The organism is Myxococcales bacterium (assembly GCA_016703425.1).
GTDB lineage: Bacteria > Myxococcota_A > Polyangia > Polyangiales > Polyangiaceae > JADJCA01.
The window spans coordinates 1,018,260-1,037,883 of sequence record JADJCA010000001.1 but is presented as its reverse complement, the minus strand read 5'-3'; the positions used below and the strand labels follow the sequence as shown (position 1 = coordinate 1,037,883).

Below are 19,624 nucleotides of genomic sequence, written 5' to 3'. Positions count from 1 at the left end.
CAGGGCAGGGCAGGGCAGGCGCGGCTCAGCGCAGTGCCGATGCCTCGGTCTTGTGCACGGGTTCGCGCGGCTCACGCTCGGCGGTGGGCACGTGGGTCTTTCGCGTGCCCATCACGTAGTCCATCAAGGGAAACGTGACGCAGTAGTTCGCGTCTTGGTCGCCACCCATGTGGTGGTCGAAGTGCCAGCGGAGGTGCCTTTTGGCCCACGCGCCATCGAGATGGGAGCGCTTGTGCACGTGGTAGTAGGTGACGCCCGAGACGGCGAGCGCGGCCGCGAACCAAGGGGCCACGAAGGCCAAGGGGGCGTGCAAGAGCCCCATGCCGACGAGGAGCAGCGCCTCCTTGTTCTGGGCGTTGCCGACGCCGGCGCCGAGGCTCAGCGGCGCTTCGTAGGCGGCGTCGCGCATGCCGTGTTTTCGCGAAGTCCGGTGGTGCTCGTGCCAGTGAAACGCGAAGGTGCTCTGCTTCGAGCGCCCCAGACCGTGGAGCACGAAGCGATGGAGGCCCCACTCGAGAGCGTTTGCGTACAGAATCCCCAGCGGGAAACCAATCATGGCATCCTCCAAAAAGATGACCAAACAGTCATTGTTTGTACCTCGCGGCGCCGGTCTGTCAAGGTCAGCCCGGGCTCACTCGCGTCCGCCGCCGAAGGAGCGGCCGGGCCCCGAGGGCGGTGCGCGGGACAAAAACCGGCGTGAGCGCGTCGCGTCTCTTGAGCGAGCGGGCCTCGCGCTGTTTCTCGAGCAGGGCCTCGACGCGGTCACCGTCGACGGAGTCGTCTTAGCCGCCGGCATGGCCAAGGGGAGCTTCTACCGGTACTTCGACGACCTCGAATCGTTGGTCGCTCATGTCGTCAAACCCGTCGCGACGCAACTGCGTGGCGCCTTTGCCACCTGCGAGGGCGCGCTCCTTGCCGCAAAGACCCGCGAGGCGCTCGTCGACGCCTACGAGACGCTCGCCGCGCAGCTCGCCGTCATCATCCTCGCCGCCACCGACGTCGTCCGGCTCTACTTGCAGGAGGCCCGCGGCGCCAAGCGCGGCGCGCGCGCGCCGCTGGTGCTGCTCGCCACCGACGTTCGCCGCCACGCCCTCGGACTTACGGAGGCGGCGCAGCGCCATGGCCTCCTGCGGCCTGCGTCGCCGTTCGTCAGCAGCCACGCCGTCGTCGGCGCCGTCGAGGAGCTCGTGTTCGAGGGGCTCACGCGACCAAAGCGGCTCGGACCTCCGGCGGCGGCTGCCGCCGAGTTGGTGGGCCTCGTGCTCGAGGGCCTAAGGCCGCGCTGAGGGGAATGAATTAACGTGGGTGCGATCCAGCCGCGCGTTGCGCCGACGGCGCTCGCCGGGAATCATGCGAGCCGTGAAGACCACCAAGAAGGCGCCCGAACCCAAGAAGCCCAAGGGCGTGCCTGCCGACGCAAAGTACAACGCTCCGGACGAGCAATGGGAGCTCGGCAAGCTCGACAAGAAGGGCAAGCCCGTCGGCGAGTGGCGCTACTGGTGGCGCACGACCGGCCACCTCTGCTGCGTCTCGCACTTCGAGGACGGCGGCCGGAAGGAGACGTTCACGCGATTGCATCCCGACGGCACCTATTCGGTCAAATGCGTCCACGTCGACGGCAAGCCGGTGCCCGGCGAGGTCATCCACTACCAAAAGTCCAAGAACCCCACGACGGAGCTCGCGATCTCCGGGCCCGAGTACAAGAAGGTCTTCCGCGTCGAGGAGACGTACATCCGCAAGGGACTCTCGAAGTGGAAGAACTTCGACGCCAAAGGGCGCCGCATCGAGATGGACGGGACGCTCATCCCGATGCTCGACGAAAAGAAGTACGCCAAGAACTTCGGCAAGCACGGCCTGCCCGCGGTGCTCGCCAAGCTCGTCCAGTTTCAGAACGACGTCGGCGCGGAGATGTACTCCGAATGTTTCGCCCTCGCGACAGACGACAAGGGATTGTTCAAGGGCTCCTGCGCCCCGGACGGCAAGCCTGTCGCCTCCAAGGCGAACGAGAAGAGGTTCCTCGAAGCGCTCTTGCCCATCGCCGGCGCCAACGGCACGGGCTCCGTCTACGCCGCGTGGAACGACGGCACAGCCAAGACCGTGGAGGAGATGCCGGTCGTCGTCTTTGGCGACGAGGGCGGCGAGCACGTCGTTGCCGAGAACCTCGCAGGCCTCCTCGCGATCGTGGCGGGCGACGTCGAGCCGATGGTCGATTGGGACGGCGTCTCGTACTACAAGTCGCCGGACCACGAGCCGCGTCCAGAGAACGACGCGTATCGCACCTGGCTCGCCGAGAATGTCGGCCTCAAGACCGTTCCCAAGCCCGACGCCATCGTGAAGAAGGCGCAGAAGCGCTACGGCGCGGCGTTCAAAAAGTGGATGAAGTCGTTCGCGTGACGCTCGCGCGCTGCTCGACGCGCGAGTCTCCGCCCGCGAACGCCCGCATCACTTCACGAAGACGCCCGCTTTGTAGTCGCCCTTGCCGCTCTCGACCTTGACCTGAAACTTGTACATTCCAGGTTCCTTGGCGCAGTGGCCGACCATCGCGACGTCGGACTCGCTGCGGTTCTCCGTGATGCGATGGCTCTTCGGGTCCCAGAGGTAAACGTAGAGGCGCTTGACCTTCTTGGGTTCACCGGCGCCGATGATCCAGTAGCAGTGTCCTGGCTCCATGACCGTGAACCAGTCGGAGCTGTCGGCGGAGCCCGCGAAGTAGTTGCCGACGCGCTTGGCGCCCGGCGCCGCGGCTGCCGCTTGGGCTTCGATGATGGCGGCGAGGTCGGCCTTCGGCGACTCGACCTTGGCCACCTCCGGCGCCGCGGCGCTGGCGGTCGCGGCGGCCCGCGTTCGGTAGGCGACGATGGCGAAGTGGCCTTTGCCCTCCGCCACCTTGCCCTGCAGCCGGTAGATGCCGCTTTGCGTGGCGCAATGCGTGAACAGGCCCTGGGGCTTTTTGCCCCGCGCGCTGTCGAGTCGCTTGCCTGACGGATCCCAGATGTAGAGGGAGAACTTCGCGACGCGCGCATCGCCCGCGTAGGCGAGCCAGTAGCAGTGCGCCGCCTCGAGCTGGAGGTGGAAGTCCGTGGCCTCGTCTTCTTCGTGCGAGACGCCCATCATCACGTCGCCGAAGCGCTCTCCGTTGGTCGCCGCGGTGTGCGACTCCGTCTCGGCGCGCAGGGGAAGATCGGGCGGCGGCGCTGCCGCCACCGGCGGCCCCGCGTCGCGGCGGCATGCGGTCAAGAGGACGCCGAGGGCGAGACAAGCGCGGGAGGCAACCATGAGCACGCCCTTAGCGCGAACGGCGCCCTCATGGAAGGTCTGAACACCCGCGGAAGCGCGGCCAAAAGCCGCACATCGCCCAGCTTCGTGCTTGCGCGGCCGCTGAGCTAGCTCGACCATGCGGGGCCCATGCTCCGTTCGTCCCGGCCCCGTCGAGTTTCGGCGCTTGTTCTGGCGGTCACCTTGGCGACCTGCTGCGGCGCCGCGCGTGCGGCCGAACCGCTCCGTCTCGAGGACGCGGTCCGCCTGGCGCTCCAGAACAACGAGCGGGCGCGCCGCGCGCCTCTACGCATCGACGTTGCGGAGGGACAGAAGGACCGCGCCCGGGGCGCCTTCTTGCCGACACTCCAGGCTGCTGGCGCCGCCACGCTCCGCTCCGAGGAAGACCGCAACGGTCGCATCCTCACGACGGCGGGGACCGCCACGCTCACGCAACCGATCCTGAGCGCCGGCTCCTTTCCGCTCTATTCGCAGGCGGGCCATCAGCTCGAGGCCGAACGTTACGGTGCGAAGCAAGACAAGCGCCTGCTCGCCCTCGACGCGGCGCGTGCGTTCTTGCAAGCGCTCACGTCGGAGCGCGTCCTCGAGGCCGCGTCGCGTCGACTGGAGCGCGCGCGCGCCAACCTCGACAACGCGGAGGCCCGTGCGTCGGCGCAGCTCGCGAGCGTCAACGACGCCACGCGCGCGCGCCTGGAGCTGACGAGCTCGCAGCGTGAGGTGACCTCGGCGCAGGCGACGGTGGCCCGCGCCTACGTGCAGCTCGGCTTCCTCGTGGGGCGCGCCGTGGCGCCGCCCCTTTCGCCGCCCGACCGAACCACGAAGGCCGCCGAGAGCTTCGAGGCGGCTCCGGCCAACCAGGTCAAGACGGCCCTCGGGCGTCGCGCCGACGTGCTCGCCTCTCGTGAGCGCACGCTCGCCCTCGAGAAGGCCGCCCAAGAGCCCATGCTCCGCCTCGTTCCTGCGGTCACGGCGCAGGGGCAGGTCCGCGTCTTGCCGGAGCCGCTGCCCACCGAACGAGCTCACGAGGAGACGGCGACGCTGAACCTCGTCTGGAACATCTTCGACGCGGGGCAGCGTTATGCCGACCGAAAGACGCGCGTGGCGCAGGCCCAGTCGCAAGCCCTCGACGACACGCTGCTCCGGCGCTCCGTGGAGACCGACGTGGCCTTGGCGCTCGTCACCCTGCGAACGTCGCGCGAACTCTACCGCGTCGCCGAGGAGGCCGTCGTCGCGGCTCAGAAGAACTCCGAGGAGACGGAGATTCTCTATCGGCAAGGGCTCGCGCGCGCCCTCGAGTTGACCGACGCCAACGGCAAACGCTTCGACGCCGAGGTCGCGCGGGCGTCGGCGAAGCTGTCGATGGAGCAAGCCTACTTGGAGCTGCGTTTTGCGCTGGGGTTCGATCCGGTTGACGGTGGCGGCGGCGACGACGGCGATGAAGGAAGGCCAGGAGGATGAAGCGAGCCCAGGTAGCCTGCGCGGTCGTCTTGGCGCTTGCGCCGACGGCCGCCCTCTCGTGCAAGAAGTCCGAGGTGACCACGGAAGCTTCGGCGGGCCGCGGTCGCGGCGTTCGTGGCGACGGAGGCCTCGTCTTCGCCGTCGACCTCCTGCGCGCTGAGAAGCGGAAGATCGACTACGTCGTGACGGCGCCCGGCACCATCGAGGCCTTCGAGCGCGTGCAGGTCACCGCGCGCGTGGCCGGCGTCGTTGACCGCGTGGCCTTCGCCGAGGGCCAGGAGGTCAAGAAGGGGAGCGTCCTGGTCGCCATCGACTCGGAGCGCTTCATGCGATCCGTCAACAGCTCCAAGGCGGCCCTCGAGAAGACCCACGCGGCGCTCAAGGACGTGGAGGCCATGGTGGCGCGGCGCGAAGGCGCCAGCGACAAGCACCCGGGGCTCATTCCCGGCGAAGAGCTCGAGAGCTACCGAACCAAGTCGCTGACGGCGAAGGCCGATTCGGCGGTCGCGGCGGAGAACCTCAAGCTCGCCGAGCTCAACCTGCGAGACTCGTCGGTGCGGGCGCCCATCGAAGGCGTCATCCAAACGCGGACCGTCGAGACGGGGCAATACGTTCAGCCGGGCACGGTCTTGGCGACGCTGCTGCAGGCCGAGCCGATGCTCCTCCGGTTCCAGGTTGAGCCGATGGAAGCGCCGCGGCTCAAGCCGGGCATGAAGGCCATCTTCACGATGCGCGAGACGCAGCGGGCCTTCTCCGCAAACATCACGCTCGTCTCCGGCGCCGCCGACGCCACGACGCACATGATCGGCGTGACCGCCCAGGTCGTGGACGAAGGGCACAAGTATTGGCTGAGGCCTGGCTCCTTTTGTGACGTCGCTGTCGACGTGGGCGCCACCCGCGACGCCGTGGTCATTCCGCGGCAGGCGACGCGCGCCACCGACAAGGGCTACGTGGTCTACGTGGCGTCCGGTGAGAGCGCCGAGCTTCGCAACGTCACGCTCGGCATGAGCTCAAAGGACGGGCAAGTCGAGGTTCGGACGGGCTTGACCGGCGACGAATGGATCGTCGTGCGTGGCGCCGACGCGCTCACGCCAGGGGCGCGCCTCCGCGCGACGAAGCTCACCTCGCTCGACGCCGGCGCCGCTCCCGTCGACGAGCCTGCCGCGGGCGGCGCGGAGGCGGCCGATGCCGGTCGTCGTCGCCGGGGCGATGGCGGCGCGCGCCGCGGCGCTTCCGAAGGCGCGGGCTCTCCGCCGTGAACATCACCGACGTCTCGATTCGCAACCCCGTCTTCGCGTGGATGTTGATGGCGTGCACGATGCTCTTCGGCATCATCGCCCTCACGCGCATCGGCATCAGCCAGTTTCCCGACGTCGACTACCCGAACATCTCCGTGTCGGTGTCGTGGCAAGGCGCCTCGCCGCCGGCCGTGGAGCGCGAGATCGTCGAGCCCATCGAGCAGGCGATTTCCCAAGTCGAGGGCGTCAAGCAGATCAGCTCGCAGGCGCGCGCCGGCAACGCCCGCATCACGGCGACCTTCGACATGTCGCGCGACGTCGACCTCGCGCTCCAAGACATCCAGGCGCGTGTCGCACAAGCGCAGCGCCAGCTGCCCAAAGACGTACCGGCCGTCACCGTCTCGAAGTCGAACCCCGATGATCAGCCCATCTTGCAGATCGGCGTCACGGGGCCGTTCTCGCGCCAGGTCCTCGCCGACGTGGCGCGGTACCAGGTGCAGGAGAAGCTCCAAACGGTCGCTGGCGTCGGGCAGATCACCTTGAGCGGCGCGCTCAACCGCAACGTGCGCATCTGGCTCGACGCGAGCCGTCTCTCGGAGAAGGGCGTCGTCCCCAGCGACATCATCGACGCCATTCGAAAGGAGCACGTGGAGGTCCCCGGCGGCCAACTCGACACGGGCGCTCGGCAGATCGACGTGCGCCTCTTGGGCGAGGCGCTCGATCTCGACGCGTTCAAGAAGCTCATCGTGCGGCGCACCAAGGGCGCGCCGGTCACGCTCGAAGACGTGGCCCTCGTCGAAGACGGCTTCGAGGACGCGAACTCGCTGGCCCGGCTTGACGGCATTCCGCTTCAGGCGCTCGGGGTCTTGAAGCAGCGAGGCACCAACGCCGTGGCGGTGGCCTCGGCGGTCCGCGCACGGGTCGCCGAGATTCAGACCCTTTTGCCGGAAGGGATGAAGGTCGAGGTCCTCTTCGACTCGACGGTGTTCATCGAGGAGTCGGTCCACGAGCTCCAGCTCGAGCTCGTCATGGCGGTGCTCCTGACGGCGCTCGTGTGTTGGCTCTTCTTGGGCTCGCTCTCGAGCACCGCCAACGTGGTCCTCGCCATCCCGATGTCGCTGCTCGGCACCGTGGCGGCGATCTACTTTCTCGGCTTCACGCTCAACACCTTCACGCTGCTCGGCTTGTCTTTGGCGGTGGGCCTCGTCGTCGACGACGCCGTCATGGTCATGGAGAATATTTTCCGTCACGCCGAGATGGGGAAGCCTCGGGCCATCGCCGCCGCCGAAGGGACCAAGGAGATCACCTTCGCGGCGCTCGCCGCGACGCTCGCCGTCGTCGCGATCTTCTTGCCGGTCATCTTCATGAAGGGCGTCATCGGGAAGTTCTTCTTCCAGTTCGGCGTCACGCTCTCCGTCGCCGTGATGTTGTCGTACCTGGAGGCCATCACGCTCGCGCCGGCGCGCTCGGCGCAGATCTTGAGGGCGTCGCGCGAAGACCGGGGCCGTTTGGGCCGCGCCGCCGATCGAGCGTTTGCGGCCCTCGAGCGAGCCTACGCGCGCGTCCTCGGCGGCGCGCTCGCGCACCCCAAGATGGTCCTCTTCGGCGCCTCGTTGCTCCTCGTGCTCGCGGGCTTCGGCGCCACGAAGATTCCTACTGAGTTTGTGCCGTCGCAAGACCAGAGTCGACTCAACGTGCGGTTGCAGACGGAGGCTGGCACGACGCCTCTCGCGGCCGCGCCGCTCATCGAGCGCGCGGAGGCACGCCTCGCGAAACATCCCGAGATCGAGCGCACGCTCGTGACGCTCTCCGGCTCTTCGGGGCAGATCGCGCTGACGCTGGTGCCGCCTGGCAAGCGGACCATGACGGCCATGCAGCTCGCCGGGACGCTGCGCCGCGAGCTTCAGTCGATCCCGGGTCTCCGCGCGTCGATTCAAGATCCGTCGCAACAAGGCTTCGGCTCGAGCCGCTCGTCGCCCGTCGACTTCACGGTCCGCGGGCCTGCGTGGGACGACCTCGTCCTCCACGCCACGAAGATCAAGAGCGCTCTCGAAACGAGCGGCGCGGTGACCGATCTAAACACCGACTACCAAGTCGGGACACCGGAGCTTCAGGTGACGCCCGATCGGCGCCGCGTGAGCGACCTCGGGGCCTCCGTCGCCGATCTCGGCACGACCGTTAGCGCCCTCGTGGGGGGCAACGTCATCGGCAAGTTCTCCACCGACGGGCGACGGGTCGACATTCGCATGCGGCTCCTGGCGACGCAGCGGTCCCGGCCCGAAGATCTCTCGCAGATTCGCGTGCGCGCCCAAGGCGGCCAGCTCGTCCCGCTGTCGATGCTCGTGACGCAAGAGGAGACGCCGGTCTTGCAGACCATCAGTCGCCTCGACCGCGAGCGCGCCATCGGCATCACAGCCAACGTCGCGGCGGGGCACTCGCAGGCGGAGGCCATGGCCAAGGTCTACGCGCTCGCCAAGGATCTGCCGCTCGGCTACCGCGTGGTCGCCGGCGGCCAAGCGTCGCAGCTCGAAGAGACGACGAGCGGCCTATGGTTTGCGCTGCTTGTTGGTGTCGGCGTCGCGTACATGGTGCTGGCGAGCCAGTTCAACTCGTTTTTGCATCCCGTGACGGTGCTCACGATCATGCCGCTCGCGGTGGCCGGCGCCGTGGGCGGCCTCTTGCTGTCAGGCAAGTCGCTCAACCTCTTCAGCATGATCGGCCTTCTGCTCTTGATGGGCATCGTGAAGAAGAACTCGATTCTGCTCGTCGAGTACGCCAACCAGCTGCGAGAGCACGAGGGCCTGGGCGCCTTCGAAGCGGTGAAGCGCGCCGGTCCCTTGCGCCTGCGGCCCATCTTGATGACCACCATCGCGACGATGATGGCGGCCGTGCCGCCGCTCTTGGGGCTCGGCCCAGGCACCGAGACGCGCAGCCCCATGGCCGCGGCCGTCTTGGGCGGCCTCTTCGTGTCGACGATCTTGAGCTTGCTCGTCGTGCCGGCCTTCTATGTCGTGACGGATCGCGCGAAGACGCGCCTCGCCAAGGCCATGGGGTTAGAGGCAACCACCGCCGCCACGCCCGCCGGCCCCGCAGGCTCGGAAGCGGAGAAGCATCCCTGATCGACCGCCCCCGAGGTGAGCCAACTTGGCACACGGGAGCCGCGGTTTCGCCTGAAAAGCGGCGCTGCCACGCTGGCACAAGGCGTGCTGAAGGGGGCCCATGCGCTTGACCGCTCTCTCTCTGGTCGCCTTCGTCGCCCTCTCCGTCGCCGCGTGCGGTGGCGTCGCCATCGACCCCTTCGCGACCAACGACACGGCGTCCTGCGGTGCCAACGCGTGCGGCGCCTGCGACGTGGGGCAGGTGAACCGAGACGAGTGCCGCGACGGCAAGTGGAGCTGCTCCTGCGTTCCGCGCGGCGGCGGCACCTGCACCATGGCGCCGGCCTGCACGCCTGGCGACCGCGTCATCGCGAGCGCGTCGGCCTGCCCCGCGGGGGCGACCTGCTACGCCAACAGCGCCTGCGGCACGACCGTCCACTGCGCGGCAGCGGGCCCGGACACCTGTGCCGCGTACCCGTCGTGCAAGCCCGGCGACGTGCAGGTGACAGGGCCCATCACGTGCCCGTCCGTGACGCCCAACTGCAACTACACCCAGTCGATGTGCGGCGCGACGATCTGGTGCCACGTCCAATCGAGCCCACCCGTGTGGCCGAGCAACGCCAGCAAGCTCGTGGCGGTCAATGAAGGAGGCGGCTTTGTGCCGACGCCGCCGCCTGGCTCAAAGTGCAAGCTCGGCGAGACGCGCTTCACGTTCAATCGGGCTACGCGCGTGCTCGATTGGCAGATCTGCGACAGCAACGTGACGCCCTACGCGATGAAGTCCGGGCTGCGCACGCTCTCGACCGTCGAGGCGGCCGACGTCGACGCGACGCTCTCCGGCGTGTCGATCTACACCGGCACGTCGTGCGGCGCCGACAAGCCTCTCATGTGGATGGAGGTCTCGTCGCCGGGGCAGGGGACCAAGAAGTTCTACGACTCGTTCTACTCGTGCAACGGCCTCGGCACCTACGTCGACAACATCGACGACGTCTTCGCGAAGCTGCAAGAGTTCGTGAAGTAGCGCGGGCGCGCGCCGCTCAGGAAGTCGCGACCGCTACTGAAGCAGGGCGCCCGCGGCGCGGCCCTGACCGGGCACCATCCCGTAGCGCGAGAGCGGAAAGGCGCGCGCGAGATCGTCAGCGCTCGGCCAGGTGATCGTCAGCTCGAGGGCTGGAGCCGCGTCCTTCTTCGTCGGCGCCAGAGCCTTCGGCACCGTCAAGGGCACGACGACGTCCTCCGCGCTGTCGGGCTCGGCGAGCGAGCGGAACCGCGTTACGACGGCCGTGCGAAGGAGGGCGAAGCGCATGTGCGCGTCGGCGGCGACGAACAACATGGTCGCGCCCTCGCGCGGCAGGGCTGCGAGGCCTCCCTGGGCGCGCGCGTCGAGGGCGGCCACGAACTGCGCGCCGATGCAGCGCAAGAGTTCGGCCGGCGGCGCGTCGGCGCTCGTAGCGGTCACGTCCTGGCAGATGCCGTCGGCGTCGAGGAAGTAGATCGCGTTGTTGGTGTGAGCGGCGTAGGCGAGATCGGACATGTTGCGCCCGGCATTCCACAAGCACTCGGCGCCCAACGCACGCACAAGTTTGTGCGGAGACGCAAATGAGGAAGGGGCTGTGCGCGCCGGTCGCTCTCGGGCGTGCGATCTCGCACCTTGCGCACTTGGCGGACATTTGTCGTGGATTTTGCTCAGGAATCAGCTTCCGGGCCACGCCCCGCTTGCCATGCGTGACCATCCGACTAGGGTCGCGCGTATGCGAACGTTGCACCGCCTTACTTGGCTCTCCATTTCTGTCGTCGCCGTCCTCGCGGCGTGCACTGACGACGACACCACCCCGTCGCCGGGGACCAAGTCGGATGCGGGCCTAGTGACGTCGGGCAGCGACGCGTCGCTCCCCGTAGAGGCCGCGGTACCCGCCGAAGCCGGCGCTGCGGACGCCGCGACGGATGCGACGGTGACCGTTCCCGACGCCGCGGCCGACGTGGCACCGCCCACGACGATCGCCCCCTTCGCCACGGGTCTCGGCACGAGCGGTACGACTTTGGCGAACCAGCAGGTCGACCCGCACTGGACCGTGAAGGACAGCCTCGGCAACCCGCTCACGGCCTACGTGCAGACCGATGCGCTCGGCTACGTCGGGTACTGGATGCCGCCCACCACGACGTCCAAGTTCATCTCTCCGTTCATCGACACCGTGGACCCGGCGCCATCGGGCGGAACGTTCACGTACACGACGACGTTCTCGCTGAAGGCGGGTCTCGCCGACGCCGGTGCTCCGGATGCGAGCGGTGACGCCGGGACCGCGGACGCCGCCGATGCGGGGCCGCAGGCTCTGACGCTCGTCATTCGCTGCGCCGCCGACAATCAAGTGGGCTCTGTGAAGGTGAACGGCCAAACGCTACCGGGCGTCGTGGCCGGGAGCTACTCGGCGTTTCAAACGCTGACCTTCACCGGACCCTTCGTCACCGGCGTCAACACGGTCGAGATCGACGTGGTCAACACCGGCGGCCCCACGGGCCTTCGTGCGGAGCTCGATCTGCTCGTGCCGTGAGGTGACGACCGGCCGGCGGCGCGGGCCTCACCCGGAAACCGCCGGTGGCAAGCGCCGGTGCGATCCCGTATTGGATTGCGCATGAGCATCGTCGGCGTCTTCGCGCGATACGTAGCGTGGCTAGAGGTGGAGGCGCCGCTGTGCCACGCCAACCTCGCACCGCCGGCCACGAGCGACGAGCTTGCGGACCTCGAGCGAACGCTGGGGTGTGCGTTGCCTGCCGACGTGACGTCGGTGCTAAGGGTCCACAACGGTCAGAAGCAGGCCATGCTCTCGAATCGCCTCGTCGAAGCGTCCGTCACGCTGCCGACGTTGACGTTCCTCTCGACGCACGACATCGCCGCCATCTGGACCGAATGGAGCGAGCTGCGTGCGCAAACCTCGGAGAGCGTGATGGCGGATCTCGACGCCGGTTGCCGTGTGTTTCGTGGAGCCCGAGGGAAGGTCAAGGAGCTCTACACGTCGCCCGGATGGATTCCGCTTTGGGCCGATCCAACACGCCCCGACTACATCGGCCTCGACCTCGACCCCGAGGCGCAAGGTACGAGCGGTCAGATCATCAACTTTGGCCGCAACGAAGATCGGCACTTCGTGGCCGCGCCGGACTTCGGAGCGCTCTTCGAGATCCTCGTCGACGAGGTCGAGGCGGGGGCTTGGCCCGCTAGCGAAATGCCCTACGGCAAAGACAAGACGGTTCCGTGGCTCGGCTCGCCGAAGGAGAGCTTCTTCGAAGCGCTCTACCGCCGCTTCGAAGCGCGGGGGTAGAGCGGCCGTGTTCGGAAATTAGTCACGCGCCGAAACGTCGTGGTCCCATACGCGCTGATGAAGATCGTGACATGGCTGAGCGCGGGTCTCGCGACGTCGGTCTTGCTCGGGGGCCTCGGCTGCAAGGGCGCGAGCAACCAGTACATGTGCCGGGCGCGGCAAGCGGAAGCGAAGGCGGGCCTTGCGTCGCTCCATAGCGCGCAGAGTAGCTACCACGCGGCCAACAAGAAGTACGCGGGCTCGCTCAAGGACCTGGCGGCCCCCGCCGTGCCGCCGCGCTACTACGAGCTTGCTATCGCGTCCGCCTCCGACAAAGGCTACGTCGCGACCGCCACCGGCAAGGACCAGGCGGCCGGCGACGTGTGGACCATCGATCAAAGCGGGAAGCCGACGGCGAAGGTCGACAAGTGCGAAGCGAAACCGTGAGCCAGGGCGCGCCGAAAAGGGGCAGCTTCGCTCGTTGCCCCCATGATCGGCCGGCCGCTGACCTGGGCCGACGGAGCGTCGGAAACCAGTGACTCGGCGCGCGAACTACAGTATCGAAAGCGCCTCGCTATCGGGCCGATAGCTCAGTCGGTAGAGCTGCGGACTTTTAATCCGTAGGTCCCGGGTTCGAGTCCCGGTCGGCCCACTCGCTCCTGCTTCGCAGGAGCTCGTGCGCCGACCCGGCTAGACTTCCGCGCACCGCAAGGCCCGGCAATGCCGGGCCTTGAGCGCTTGAAGTTACGAGTCCCGGTCGGCCCACGCGGAGTGCACGCCCATCATGCCGCCGTAGTCGCCGCCTCTTGCTCGCCCTAGGCGGGTGCGTCGCCGGTGACGCGGCGGCCGTCTCGGAGGCGGGCCGACCACGCCCCGTGACGCACCAGCCTCGTGCAAGGCCATGAGATCAGAGGCGCGCGCGCGTGGTGCGATCTTCGCAGCTCGCTGTCCCCGGAGGTTCCCACGCTCTCCCGCCCGCCGGCCACGACTCTCCCTCTGATGCTGGTCGTCGCCTGCTCTGAACTCCGGGGAGAAGGGCAGTGAATCCAAGCGCCGGGTGCTGCTGGACGACGAAGATGGCATTCGGCTCGGCCTCTCGCGAAGCCTGGGGCGCCACTACGAGATTTGCACGGCGGCGGACGCCTTCGAAGGGCTGGCGTGCGTCGCGCATGAGGGCCCGTTCGTGGCCATCATCGCGGACTTCCAGATGCCGGGGATGGACGGGCTCACGATGTTGCGGGCCGTGGCGCGCATCGCACCGCGGACTGTGCGCATCTTGTTTACCGGTACGCCTGGTATCAAGGACACCGTGGAGGAATCCGGGGCGACCGTTGGACTCTTTCGCGCCATCTACAAGCCGGCGTCGACGGCGGAGCTCCTAGCGGCGCTCGATGAAGCCGTGCGCGAGTACGATCGGGAGGGATGACGTTGCGCTCCCACAGGGACCGCACGATCTGGTTCAGACCCTCGTTTGATTTGGGCATCGCTCGCGAAGAAGCATGGATAGCCCGGCGCTAAGGATAGGTCATCGCTCCCCAGCACCGAACGGAGCCGCCTGCGATAGCGCAGGCGTGATTGTAGCCCGTCGAGAGCGTGGTCAGGCCGGACACGGGCGGCACCGCCGAGGAGAAGCCCCAGCAGCGCGGCGCGCCGCTCGCGATGGCGCACGTCCGTGCGCCTCCCGCAGAGATCGCCGAGATGGGGGGCGTGAGGTTCACCGGCACGGTTGCCTTGCCGAAGAAGTTGTCGCCCCAACAGACGACGCCCGTCGCGTCGATGGCGCACACGTGCGCGTTCCCCGCCGACACGGCCGTCGGGTTGTTCAGCGCGGGCACCGTTGCCCCCTGCGTGTTCGACCCCCAGCACGTCACGCCGCTGGCGTGCAGGGCGCACGAAACGGCGCCATCGGCGCTGACCGCCGTCGGCGTCGTCAACGGCGGCACCGTCGCCTGCCCCGACGTGTTTGACCCCCAACAGGTGACGCCGTTGTCGTCGAGGGCGTACGTGTGAGCCCCGCCCGCGGACACCTGCTTCGGGTTCACGAGCGGCGGCACTGTCGTCCGGCCGTTGGCGCTCGAACCCCAACACTTGACGCCGCTGTCGTCGATCGCGCACGCGTGCGCCGATCCCGCGGAGATGACCTTGGGATTCGTGAGCGGCGGCACGGCGGCGACGCCGGACGCGCCCGTGTCTCCCCAACACGTCACGGTTCCACTCGCGATGGCGCACGCGAAGTCGTTGCCCGACGACACGGCCGTCGGATTCGTGAACTTTGGGACCACGCCGCCGCTCAACGTCCCGCTCTCGCCGTGCGTCGCGAGGCCGTCGGCGTAGCTCGCCGACCAGCCGCCGCTCTTCGCGCCGAGGTCGGTCGTCGACATGGCGACCCCGAAGGAACACGACGAGAGGCCCGCCACCGACGTGCCACACGTGCCGCTGGCACCGGGGAACGTGCCCCCGGCGAAGGAGAACGGGTCGGCGATGCCGGAGACCGCGAGCGTCGTCGTCGGCACGCGACCGACGTTGCGCAGCATGACCGATCGCGTCGGCGACGGGTCGCCTTGATACGCGTTGCCGAAGGCCGTCTCGGACGCAGGCTCGACGAAGAGGTAGCCGGTCGAGGTGCGCTCCGCGTCGGCGGTGAAGACGTGGGTGCCGATGCCATAACAGGGCGTGTTCGTCGTCTCCTTGAAGGCGAACTTGCCGTTAGCTAGGCGCTCGAGCCGGAACGCGTCGGTGACGTAGCCGCAGCCCGACACGCTCTTGCCCTGCGAGAACGTCATGACGGACGCCGTCACCTGCGAGCCGTAGAAGGTCTCGCGCACCGGCTGGAACGTGTACGTGGTGCTACCGCACACGATGCGTCGTTGCGCGACGGCCAGGTAGCCGGCGGCCGACGCCGGGCGCGCATGGCCGATGCGGAAGGTCTGCGACGACGTGCACGCCGTCGAGGCGTTGTCCTTCACGTTCGAAAGCGTCCAGTGCCCGGTGAACAGGACCGCGTCGAGGGTGACGTCTACCTTTCCCGGCGTCACGGCGTTCGTCTTCCCGTCGCTCACCTGAAAGGTGAACGAGTCGCTGCCGGGCAGGAGCTCCGTCGAGGTGTACGTGAACGCCCCCGTCGCCGCGTTCAGGTTCGAGACGGTGCCCTTCGTCGGCGGTGTCAGGATCGAGTACGTGAGCGCGTCGCCGTTGGCATCGGCGCCGGCGAGGGTGCTGTCGATCTTGTCACCAATCTCGAGCAAGAGGGTCCCGTTCATCGCCGTCGGCGCCTGGTTCGGACCGGGGGCGGCGTCGGCATCACCGCCGCCGGCGTCGATGGACGAGCCGCCGTCGTTGCCACTGGGGTCAACGGCCCCGTCGCTACCGGGCGGTGGTCCGCCGTCGTCAGTCGCAACCGGCGAGGTGCCGCCGCCATCGGACGCTTCACCTTCCGTCGTCGGGAGCGGTTGGGGCGTCGTTCCGTCTTCTCCGCAAGCCACGATCACGACGAGCAGCAACCACGGCAAGGTAAGGCGGCGCATGATGCTGCTCAGTGTATCGAAAGTGGAACCCGCGGCGAGCAACGCAGCGCGTTTGACACGCCCGGTCCCTACTCCTTGTTCGCACCGTCGTCTTCTCGCCGGAGCTGCTAGGCGGCGAGCGCCGTGCGAAGGCCCGTGAGGAGCGCCATCGCCGCGCTCTCTTTGGGAACGCCGAGTACGCGCTCGGCCTGCGAGGCCGGGCGTGACGCACTGGCGGCGAGAGCAGCGAAGGCCTGGTCGCGCGCTTCCGTGACGAGCCGCTGCTCTTCCGCGGACAGTCGACCCACGAGCCACGCGGCCAGGTCCCACGAGAGGGCAGCGTGCTCGGTTTCGTCGGCGGCGATGGCCGCGAAGAGCGCGCGAAGCTCGGGCGTCTCGGCGCGCGGCTTGGTAGGTCGCCGTCAACGCACCGAAGGTCTCGCGAGCGCACCCTTCGACCGCGTTCTCCATGGCCACCGCGAAGAGCGACCGCGCGTCGCCCGGCGTTACGCGCGGAACAGAGGGTGTGACGCCTCGCTCCTTCGACGCCTTTCGCATGACGCGCGCGTGACGGACCTCGTCGCGGCGCGCTGCCTCGACGCGCGCGACGAGCTCAATGGGGGCGTTGGCGGCCGCGAGATCGCGCGCGAGCTGCGCGAACGCAGCGATGCTCGCCGCCTCTAGGTAGGCCATCTCCGCGAGCAATCGACCGGTACGATCGGCCCCGTCGGAGCGCACGGCCCGAGCCTCGTCGGGACGACGTCCGCAGGACGCCCCTGTCGAGCCCCATCCACGCGCTCATCCGCGATGACGCTGAAGCTGCCGTCGCCGCCGGCGCACGACGCCGGTGCGCGCAGGGCTGCACCCACCGCCCGCGACGACCGCGATCTCGAAGCCGCCCATGACCGCACGCGCCGCGATGGCGCTCGCCTCGGTGCCGCACCCGTCGGCGCGGTAGCCGCGCAACTGCGCCAGGAGCATCGCTTCGTCGACGGTCTCCACGGGCGCGAGCACGATGCCGAGCGCGTCGAGCGTGGCGAGGGCTGCCACCTCGTCGCCGCGGGTCGTGATCGCGACTTCCGGTGTCGCTTGCCGAGGGCCCAAGTCCTTGCCTCCGTAGGGGTCCCAGCCGCCGGCCGGCGTGACGGCAGCTTTTTCCGTACATGCGGCCGCGTCCTTGGCTTTCGTGCAAAGCGGCAAGAGCGTTCGGACGAGACGGGCGGGTCGCCCTCCATCCGCGGGGAACTGGTCCATACGACGGATCTCGAAGCCGTCCACGCCCGTCGGCGTCGCCGCCGCCCAGAGACTGTCCTCTATCGGTGCACGCGACCCGTACGTCGAAGCCGGGCCGCGGTGTCGGGCCCGCGTCGACGGCGCCCTCGGTGGAAGACGCTTCGAGCGAGCCGCACGCGGTCACCGAAGCAACGAGGAAGGGAAGGAGACCGTGGAGTTGCTTTGAACGAGCGCTCATGCCCGCCCATCGAGCAACGGGTGTTCCAAGGGCCGCTCGGCCTTCGTCGCGGCGCGCGAGCGAGAAGTCGGTGTGCCACTGTGCCAAGCACGACAGACTCGTCCCCGGATCACATGCGCGCCAGAGGTGCGTGGTATGGCCCGCGGCGCAGCGAAAACGTCATGCCGCAGAGCACGCCAGCTCCGCACGACGCTCTCTGCGACACGGGCCTCCTCGAGCATCATCGCGAGGGCGACCCTCGCACGCGCCCGCAGTGCGCCCCAAAGTACGCTCGCGCCGCTCCTGCTCGCCCGGCGACCGTGGCGGATCGCGCTTCCCCAAGCCCTGACGTCCGGTGCCGCTGTAGGGCGTGAGCCAAGGCTTCGCGGGGTGAATGATTCGTGCACCCCTGCGAGTTGGCGCGGAAACTCGCGCGTGGGGCGCCGGCTCTTCGCGAGATCGGCAATGGTGGCTCACACCCGCCCTCGGCCCCGAGCGTGGCACGCTGTTGGCTTTGGTCGCTCTCATGCGAACGCGTTTCAAGTCAGGGCGAGCCGGGACCAAGGATTCACCGTCGAGGGCCCAGCGCCAGTCGGTTGCGCGGCCAGGGAGGGGAGTCGTGAGCACGGACCTCGCCTGCGTTCACGGCGGCTACGAGGAGGGCTACGAGGGCGGGGACTTCGCGGCCGGCGGTGAGAGTGGTGGCGGCGGCGACAGTGGAGGTGGCGGCTACGAGACGGCGTCGTACGAGCCTGGCGCTTACGAGGGTGGAGGCGGCGGAGGCGGAGGCTACGAGACAGCGTCGTACGAGCCTGGCGCTTACGAGGGTGGAGGTGGCGGGGGCGGAGGCTACGAGACAGCGTCCTACGAGCCTGGCGCTTACGGGGGCGGAGGTGGCGGGGGCGGAGGCTACGAGACGGCGTCGACGAGCCTGGCGCCTACGAGGTGGAGGAGGCGGGGGTGGAGGTGGCGGGGGGAGGCTACGAGACGCCGTCCTACGAGCCCGGCGCGTACGGCACGGGTGGCGCGGGCGGCGGTTACGAGACAGCGTCCTACGAGCCCGGCGCGTACGGGACGGGTGGCGCGGGCGGCGGTTACGAGACGGCGTCCTACGAGCCAGGCGCGTACAACAATCCGAGCGCGCAACAAGACGTCGTCAGTCCGCTGATGGACCCGCGGCCGCTCGCCGACGCCGGGCAGCTCTTCGGCGCGACGTCCAACGGTGGGCGCATCAACGAGATCATCAGCAACCAGTACTCGTTGATCCCGCGCGACGGCGCCTTGCCGGGCACCCAATTCGAACGCATGGCCCAGCCGGGCGAGCGCATCGGACGCTTCGGATCCATGAATGGGAGCTTCGCCGCCCCCGCGGGGACACCGCTCTCCGAGCTGGGCTTGCCGCCGGGCGCCGGGCTCAGGCCGTACCGCGAGTTCGAGGTCGTCAAAGCGACGCCCTACGTGGGGAGCGAGGCGCATCCCGCCTTTGGCCGGGAGGCCGGAGGTCAACAGCTTGATTTCCGGCGAGACATTCAGAGCCTTGTGGACTCCGGACACCTCCGCGAGGTGCCCGGTGCGACGTACCGCGATCCAGCAGGCGAGCTGCCTCGCACGCCCGCGCCGACGCCGGACGGACCGGCACCCAGCGAGCCCCTCCCGCCGCCCGGTGGAGACCCCGCCCGACCGTCCCAAGTGGATACGGCGTTGAACGGCGCGCGCAACGGCGCAATCTTCGGAGCGGTCGACTCGGGCATCGACTATTTTGCCCGAAACGGCTCCCCGGTCGCGCAGAACGTACAAGACGTCCTCCGAAGCGAACCCGTGGCGACAGCCTCGGCGATCGCGTTCCCCGCGCAGACTCTGGCGGCGGTGTACTCGCGTGAAGCGCTCGACCAAGCTTGGCCGAGCCAGCCTGGATCTTGGCAGGACTATGCGAAGAACATCACGAGCAGCGCAGTCAGCGGCCTGGCGCAGGCGGCCGACGGACCCGGCGGCTGGTGGACGCGCCCATTCACGACGGGTCCTGCCGTCGCCGTCGTGACGCCCGAGTCCAGAATGCGGGAGAACGCGTTCGCCAACCGGAACGACAGCCTCTCGATGGCGGTCCCCTAGTGCGCGTTAGCGCCTGAGCACCGGCTTGTTCGCCCGCGCGAGCTTCGCGATCTTCTTGAGCGCGAGCGCGTCCTTGAGATTGCCGGCCATCATCCTCGCGACCTCCGCGTTGAGATCGACGACAGGAGAGGCCTGCAGCGTGAGCAAGATCCCGCCCAGCCGGCCTCGTTCAGTGCACGAGCAGCATGCGCGGCAGCGG

Annotated in this window: 18 protein-coding genes and 1 tRNA gene; 12 read left to right on the top strand and 7 right to left on the bottom strand. The window is 68.6% G+C overall.

Translation table 11 applies throughout. The features are described from left to right. Window positions 1–25: 25 nt before the first annotated feature. Window positions 26–556 carry a sterol desaturase family protein gene (locus tag IPG50_04545; GenBank protein MBK6691458.1) on the bottom strand — a complete coding sequence of 177 codons (531 nt, stop codon included), beginning with the start codon at window positions 554–556 and terminating at the stop codon, window positions 26–28. Window positions 557–572: 16 nt separating this feature from the next. Between IPG50_04545 and IPG50_04540 the strand changes: the two genes are divergently transcribed. Beyond that, window positions 573–1,286 carry a TetR/AcrR family transcriptional regulator gene (locus IPG50_04540; protein MBK6691457.1) on the top strand — a complete coding sequence of 238 codons (714 nt, stop codon included), beginning with the start codon at window positions 573–575 and terminating at the stop codon, window positions 1,284–1,286. Between the two features lie 73 nt (window positions 1,287–1,359). Then, on the top strand, window positions 1,360–2,394 hold the full coding sequence (locus IPG50_04535) for a hypothetical protein (protein ID MBK6691456.1): 1,035 nt from the start codon (window positions 1,360–1,362) through the stop codon (window positions 2,392–2,394). Between the two features lie 48 nt (window positions 2,395–2,442). On the opposite strand, the gene IPG50_04530 is transcribed toward IPG50_04535, so the two are convergent. Next, window positions 2,443–3,276 (bottom strand): hypothetical protein, encoded by an 834-nt coding sequence (locus IPG50_04530; protein MBK6691455.1) that lies wholly within the window; start codon window positions 3,274–3,276, stop codon window positions 2,443–2,445. Window positions 3,277–3,405: 129 nt separating this feature from the next. On the opposite strand from IPG50_04530, the gene IPG50_04525 reads away from it, so the two are divergent. The 4 genes from IPG50_04525 (at window position 3,406) to IPG50_04510 (ending at window position 10,091) form a co-directional block, all read left to right on the top strand. Then, window positions 3,406–4,734 (top strand): TolC family protein, encoded by a 1,329-nt coding sequence (locus IPG50_04525; GenBank protein MBK6691454.1) that lies wholly within the window; start codon window positions 3,406–3,408, stop codon window positions 4,732–4,734. Next, window positions 4,731–5,993 carry an efflux RND transporter periplasmic adaptor subunit gene (locus IPG50_04520; GenBank protein ID MBK6691453.1) on the top strand — a complete coding sequence of 421 codons (1,263 nt, stop codon included), beginning with the start codon at window positions 4,731–4,733 and terminating at the stop codon, window positions 5,991–5,993. The genes IPG50_04525 and IPG50_04520 overlap by 4 nt, the downstream gene beginning before the upstream one ends. Next, on the top strand, window positions 5,990–9,091 hold the full coding sequence (locus IPG50_04515; GenBank protein MBK6691452.1) for an efflux RND transporter permease subunit: 3,102 nt from the start codon (window positions 5,990–5,992) through the stop codon (window positions 9,089–9,091). The genes IPG50_04520 and IPG50_04515 overlap by 4 nt, the downstream gene beginning before the upstream one ends. A 100-nt stretch (window positions 9,092–9,191) precedes the next feature. Beyond that, complete coding sequence (locus IPG50_04510; GenBank protein ID MBK6691451.1) at window positions 9,192–10,091, top strand: hypothetical protein; 900 nt, start codon at window positions 9,192–9,194, stop codon at window positions 10,089–10,091. Between the two features lie 33 nt (window positions 10,092–10,124). On the opposite strand, the gene IPG50_04505 is transcribed toward IPG50_04510, so the two are convergent. Continuing rightward, window positions 10,125–10,604, bottom strand: coding sequence for a hypothetical protein (locus IPG50_04505; GenBank protein MBK6691450.1), 480 nt, complete (start codon window positions 10,602–10,604; stop codon window positions 10,125–10,127). Window positions 10,605–10,821: 217 nt separating this feature from the next. Here IPG50_04505 and IPG50_04500 point away from each other — a divergent pair, with 217 nt between their 5' ends. The 5 genes from IPG50_04500 (at window position 10,822) to IPG50_04480 (ending at window position 13,789) form a co-directional block, all read left to right on the top strand. Continuing rightward, window positions 10,822–11,619 carry a hypothetical protein gene (locus tag IPG50_04500; protein MBK6691449.1) on the top strand — a complete coding sequence of 266 codons (798 nt, stop codon included), beginning with the start codon at window positions 10,822–10,824 and terminating at the stop codon, window positions 11,617–11,619. Between the two features lie 81 nt (window positions 11,620–11,700). Further along, the gene (locus IPG50_04495; GenBank protein MBK6691448.1) at window positions 11,701–12,384 is read left to right on the top strand and encodes an SMI1/KNR4 family protein; all 684 of its coding nucleotides are present in this window, start codon (window positions 11,701–11,703) and stop codon (window positions 12,382–12,384) included. 57 nt (window positions 12,385–12,441) lie between these two features. After that, window positions 12,442–12,810, top strand: a complete 369-nt coding sequence (locus tag IPG50_04490) for a type IV pilin protein (protein MBK6691447.1) — start codon at window positions 12,442–12,444, stop codon at window positions 12,808–12,810. 132 nt (window positions 12,811–12,942) lie between these two features. Beyond that, a tRNA-Lys gene (locus tag IPG50_04485) sits at window positions 12,943–13,015 on the top strand. Between the two features lie 405 nt (window positions 13,016–13,420). After that, the gene (locus tag IPG50_04480) at window positions 13,421–13,789 is read left to right on the top strand and encodes a response regulator (protein MBK6691446.1); all 369 of its coding nucleotides are present in this window, start codon (window positions 13,421–13,423) and stop codon (window positions 13,787–13,789) included. An 88-nt stretch (window positions 13,790–13,877) separates the two neighbouring features. On the opposite strand, the gene IPG50_04475 is transcribed toward IPG50_04480, so the two are convergent. The 3 genes from IPG50_04475 to IPG50_04465 form a co-directional block, all read right to left on the bottom strand. Beyond that, on the bottom strand, window positions 13,878–15,887 hold the full coding sequence (locus tag IPG50_04475; protein ID MBK6691445.1) for a hypothetical protein: 2,010 nt from the start codon (window positions 15,885–15,887) through the stop codon (window positions 13,878–13,880). A gap of 107 nt (window positions 15,888–15,994) precedes the next feature. Further along, a complete protein-coding gene (locus tag IPG50_04470) occupies window positions 15,995–16,174 on the bottom strand; it encodes a hypothetical protein (GenBank protein MBK6691444.1) in 180 nt (59 codons plus the stop codon). Between the two features lie 490 nt (window positions 16,175–16,664). Then, window positions 16,665–17,120 carry a hypothetical protein gene (locus IPG50_04465; protein ID MBK6691443.1) on the bottom strand — a complete coding sequence of 152 codons (456 nt, stop codon included), beginning with the start codon at window positions 17,118–17,120 and terminating at the stop codon, window positions 16,665–16,667. Window positions 17,121–18,276: 1,156 nt separating this feature from the next. On the opposite strand from IPG50_04465, the gene IPG50_04460 reads away from it, so the two are divergent. Beyond that, the gene (locus IPG50_04460; protein MBK6691442.1) at window positions 18,277–19,425 is read left to right on the top strand and encodes a TNT domain-containing protein; all 1,149 of its coding nucleotides are present in this window, start codon (window positions 18,277–18,279) and stop codon (window positions 19,423–19,425) included. A 6-nt stretch (window positions 19,426–19,431) separates the two neighbouring features. Here the strand turns inward: IPG50_04460 and IPG50_04455 are convergent, their stop codons facing one another. Continuing rightward, on the bottom strand, window positions 19,432–19,572 hold the full coding sequence (locus tag IPG50_04455) for a hypothetical protein (GenBank protein ID MBK6691441.1): 141 nt from the start codon (window positions 19,570–19,572) through the stop codon (window positions 19,432–19,434). Between the last annotated feature and the right edge of the window lie 52 nt (window positions 19,573–19,624).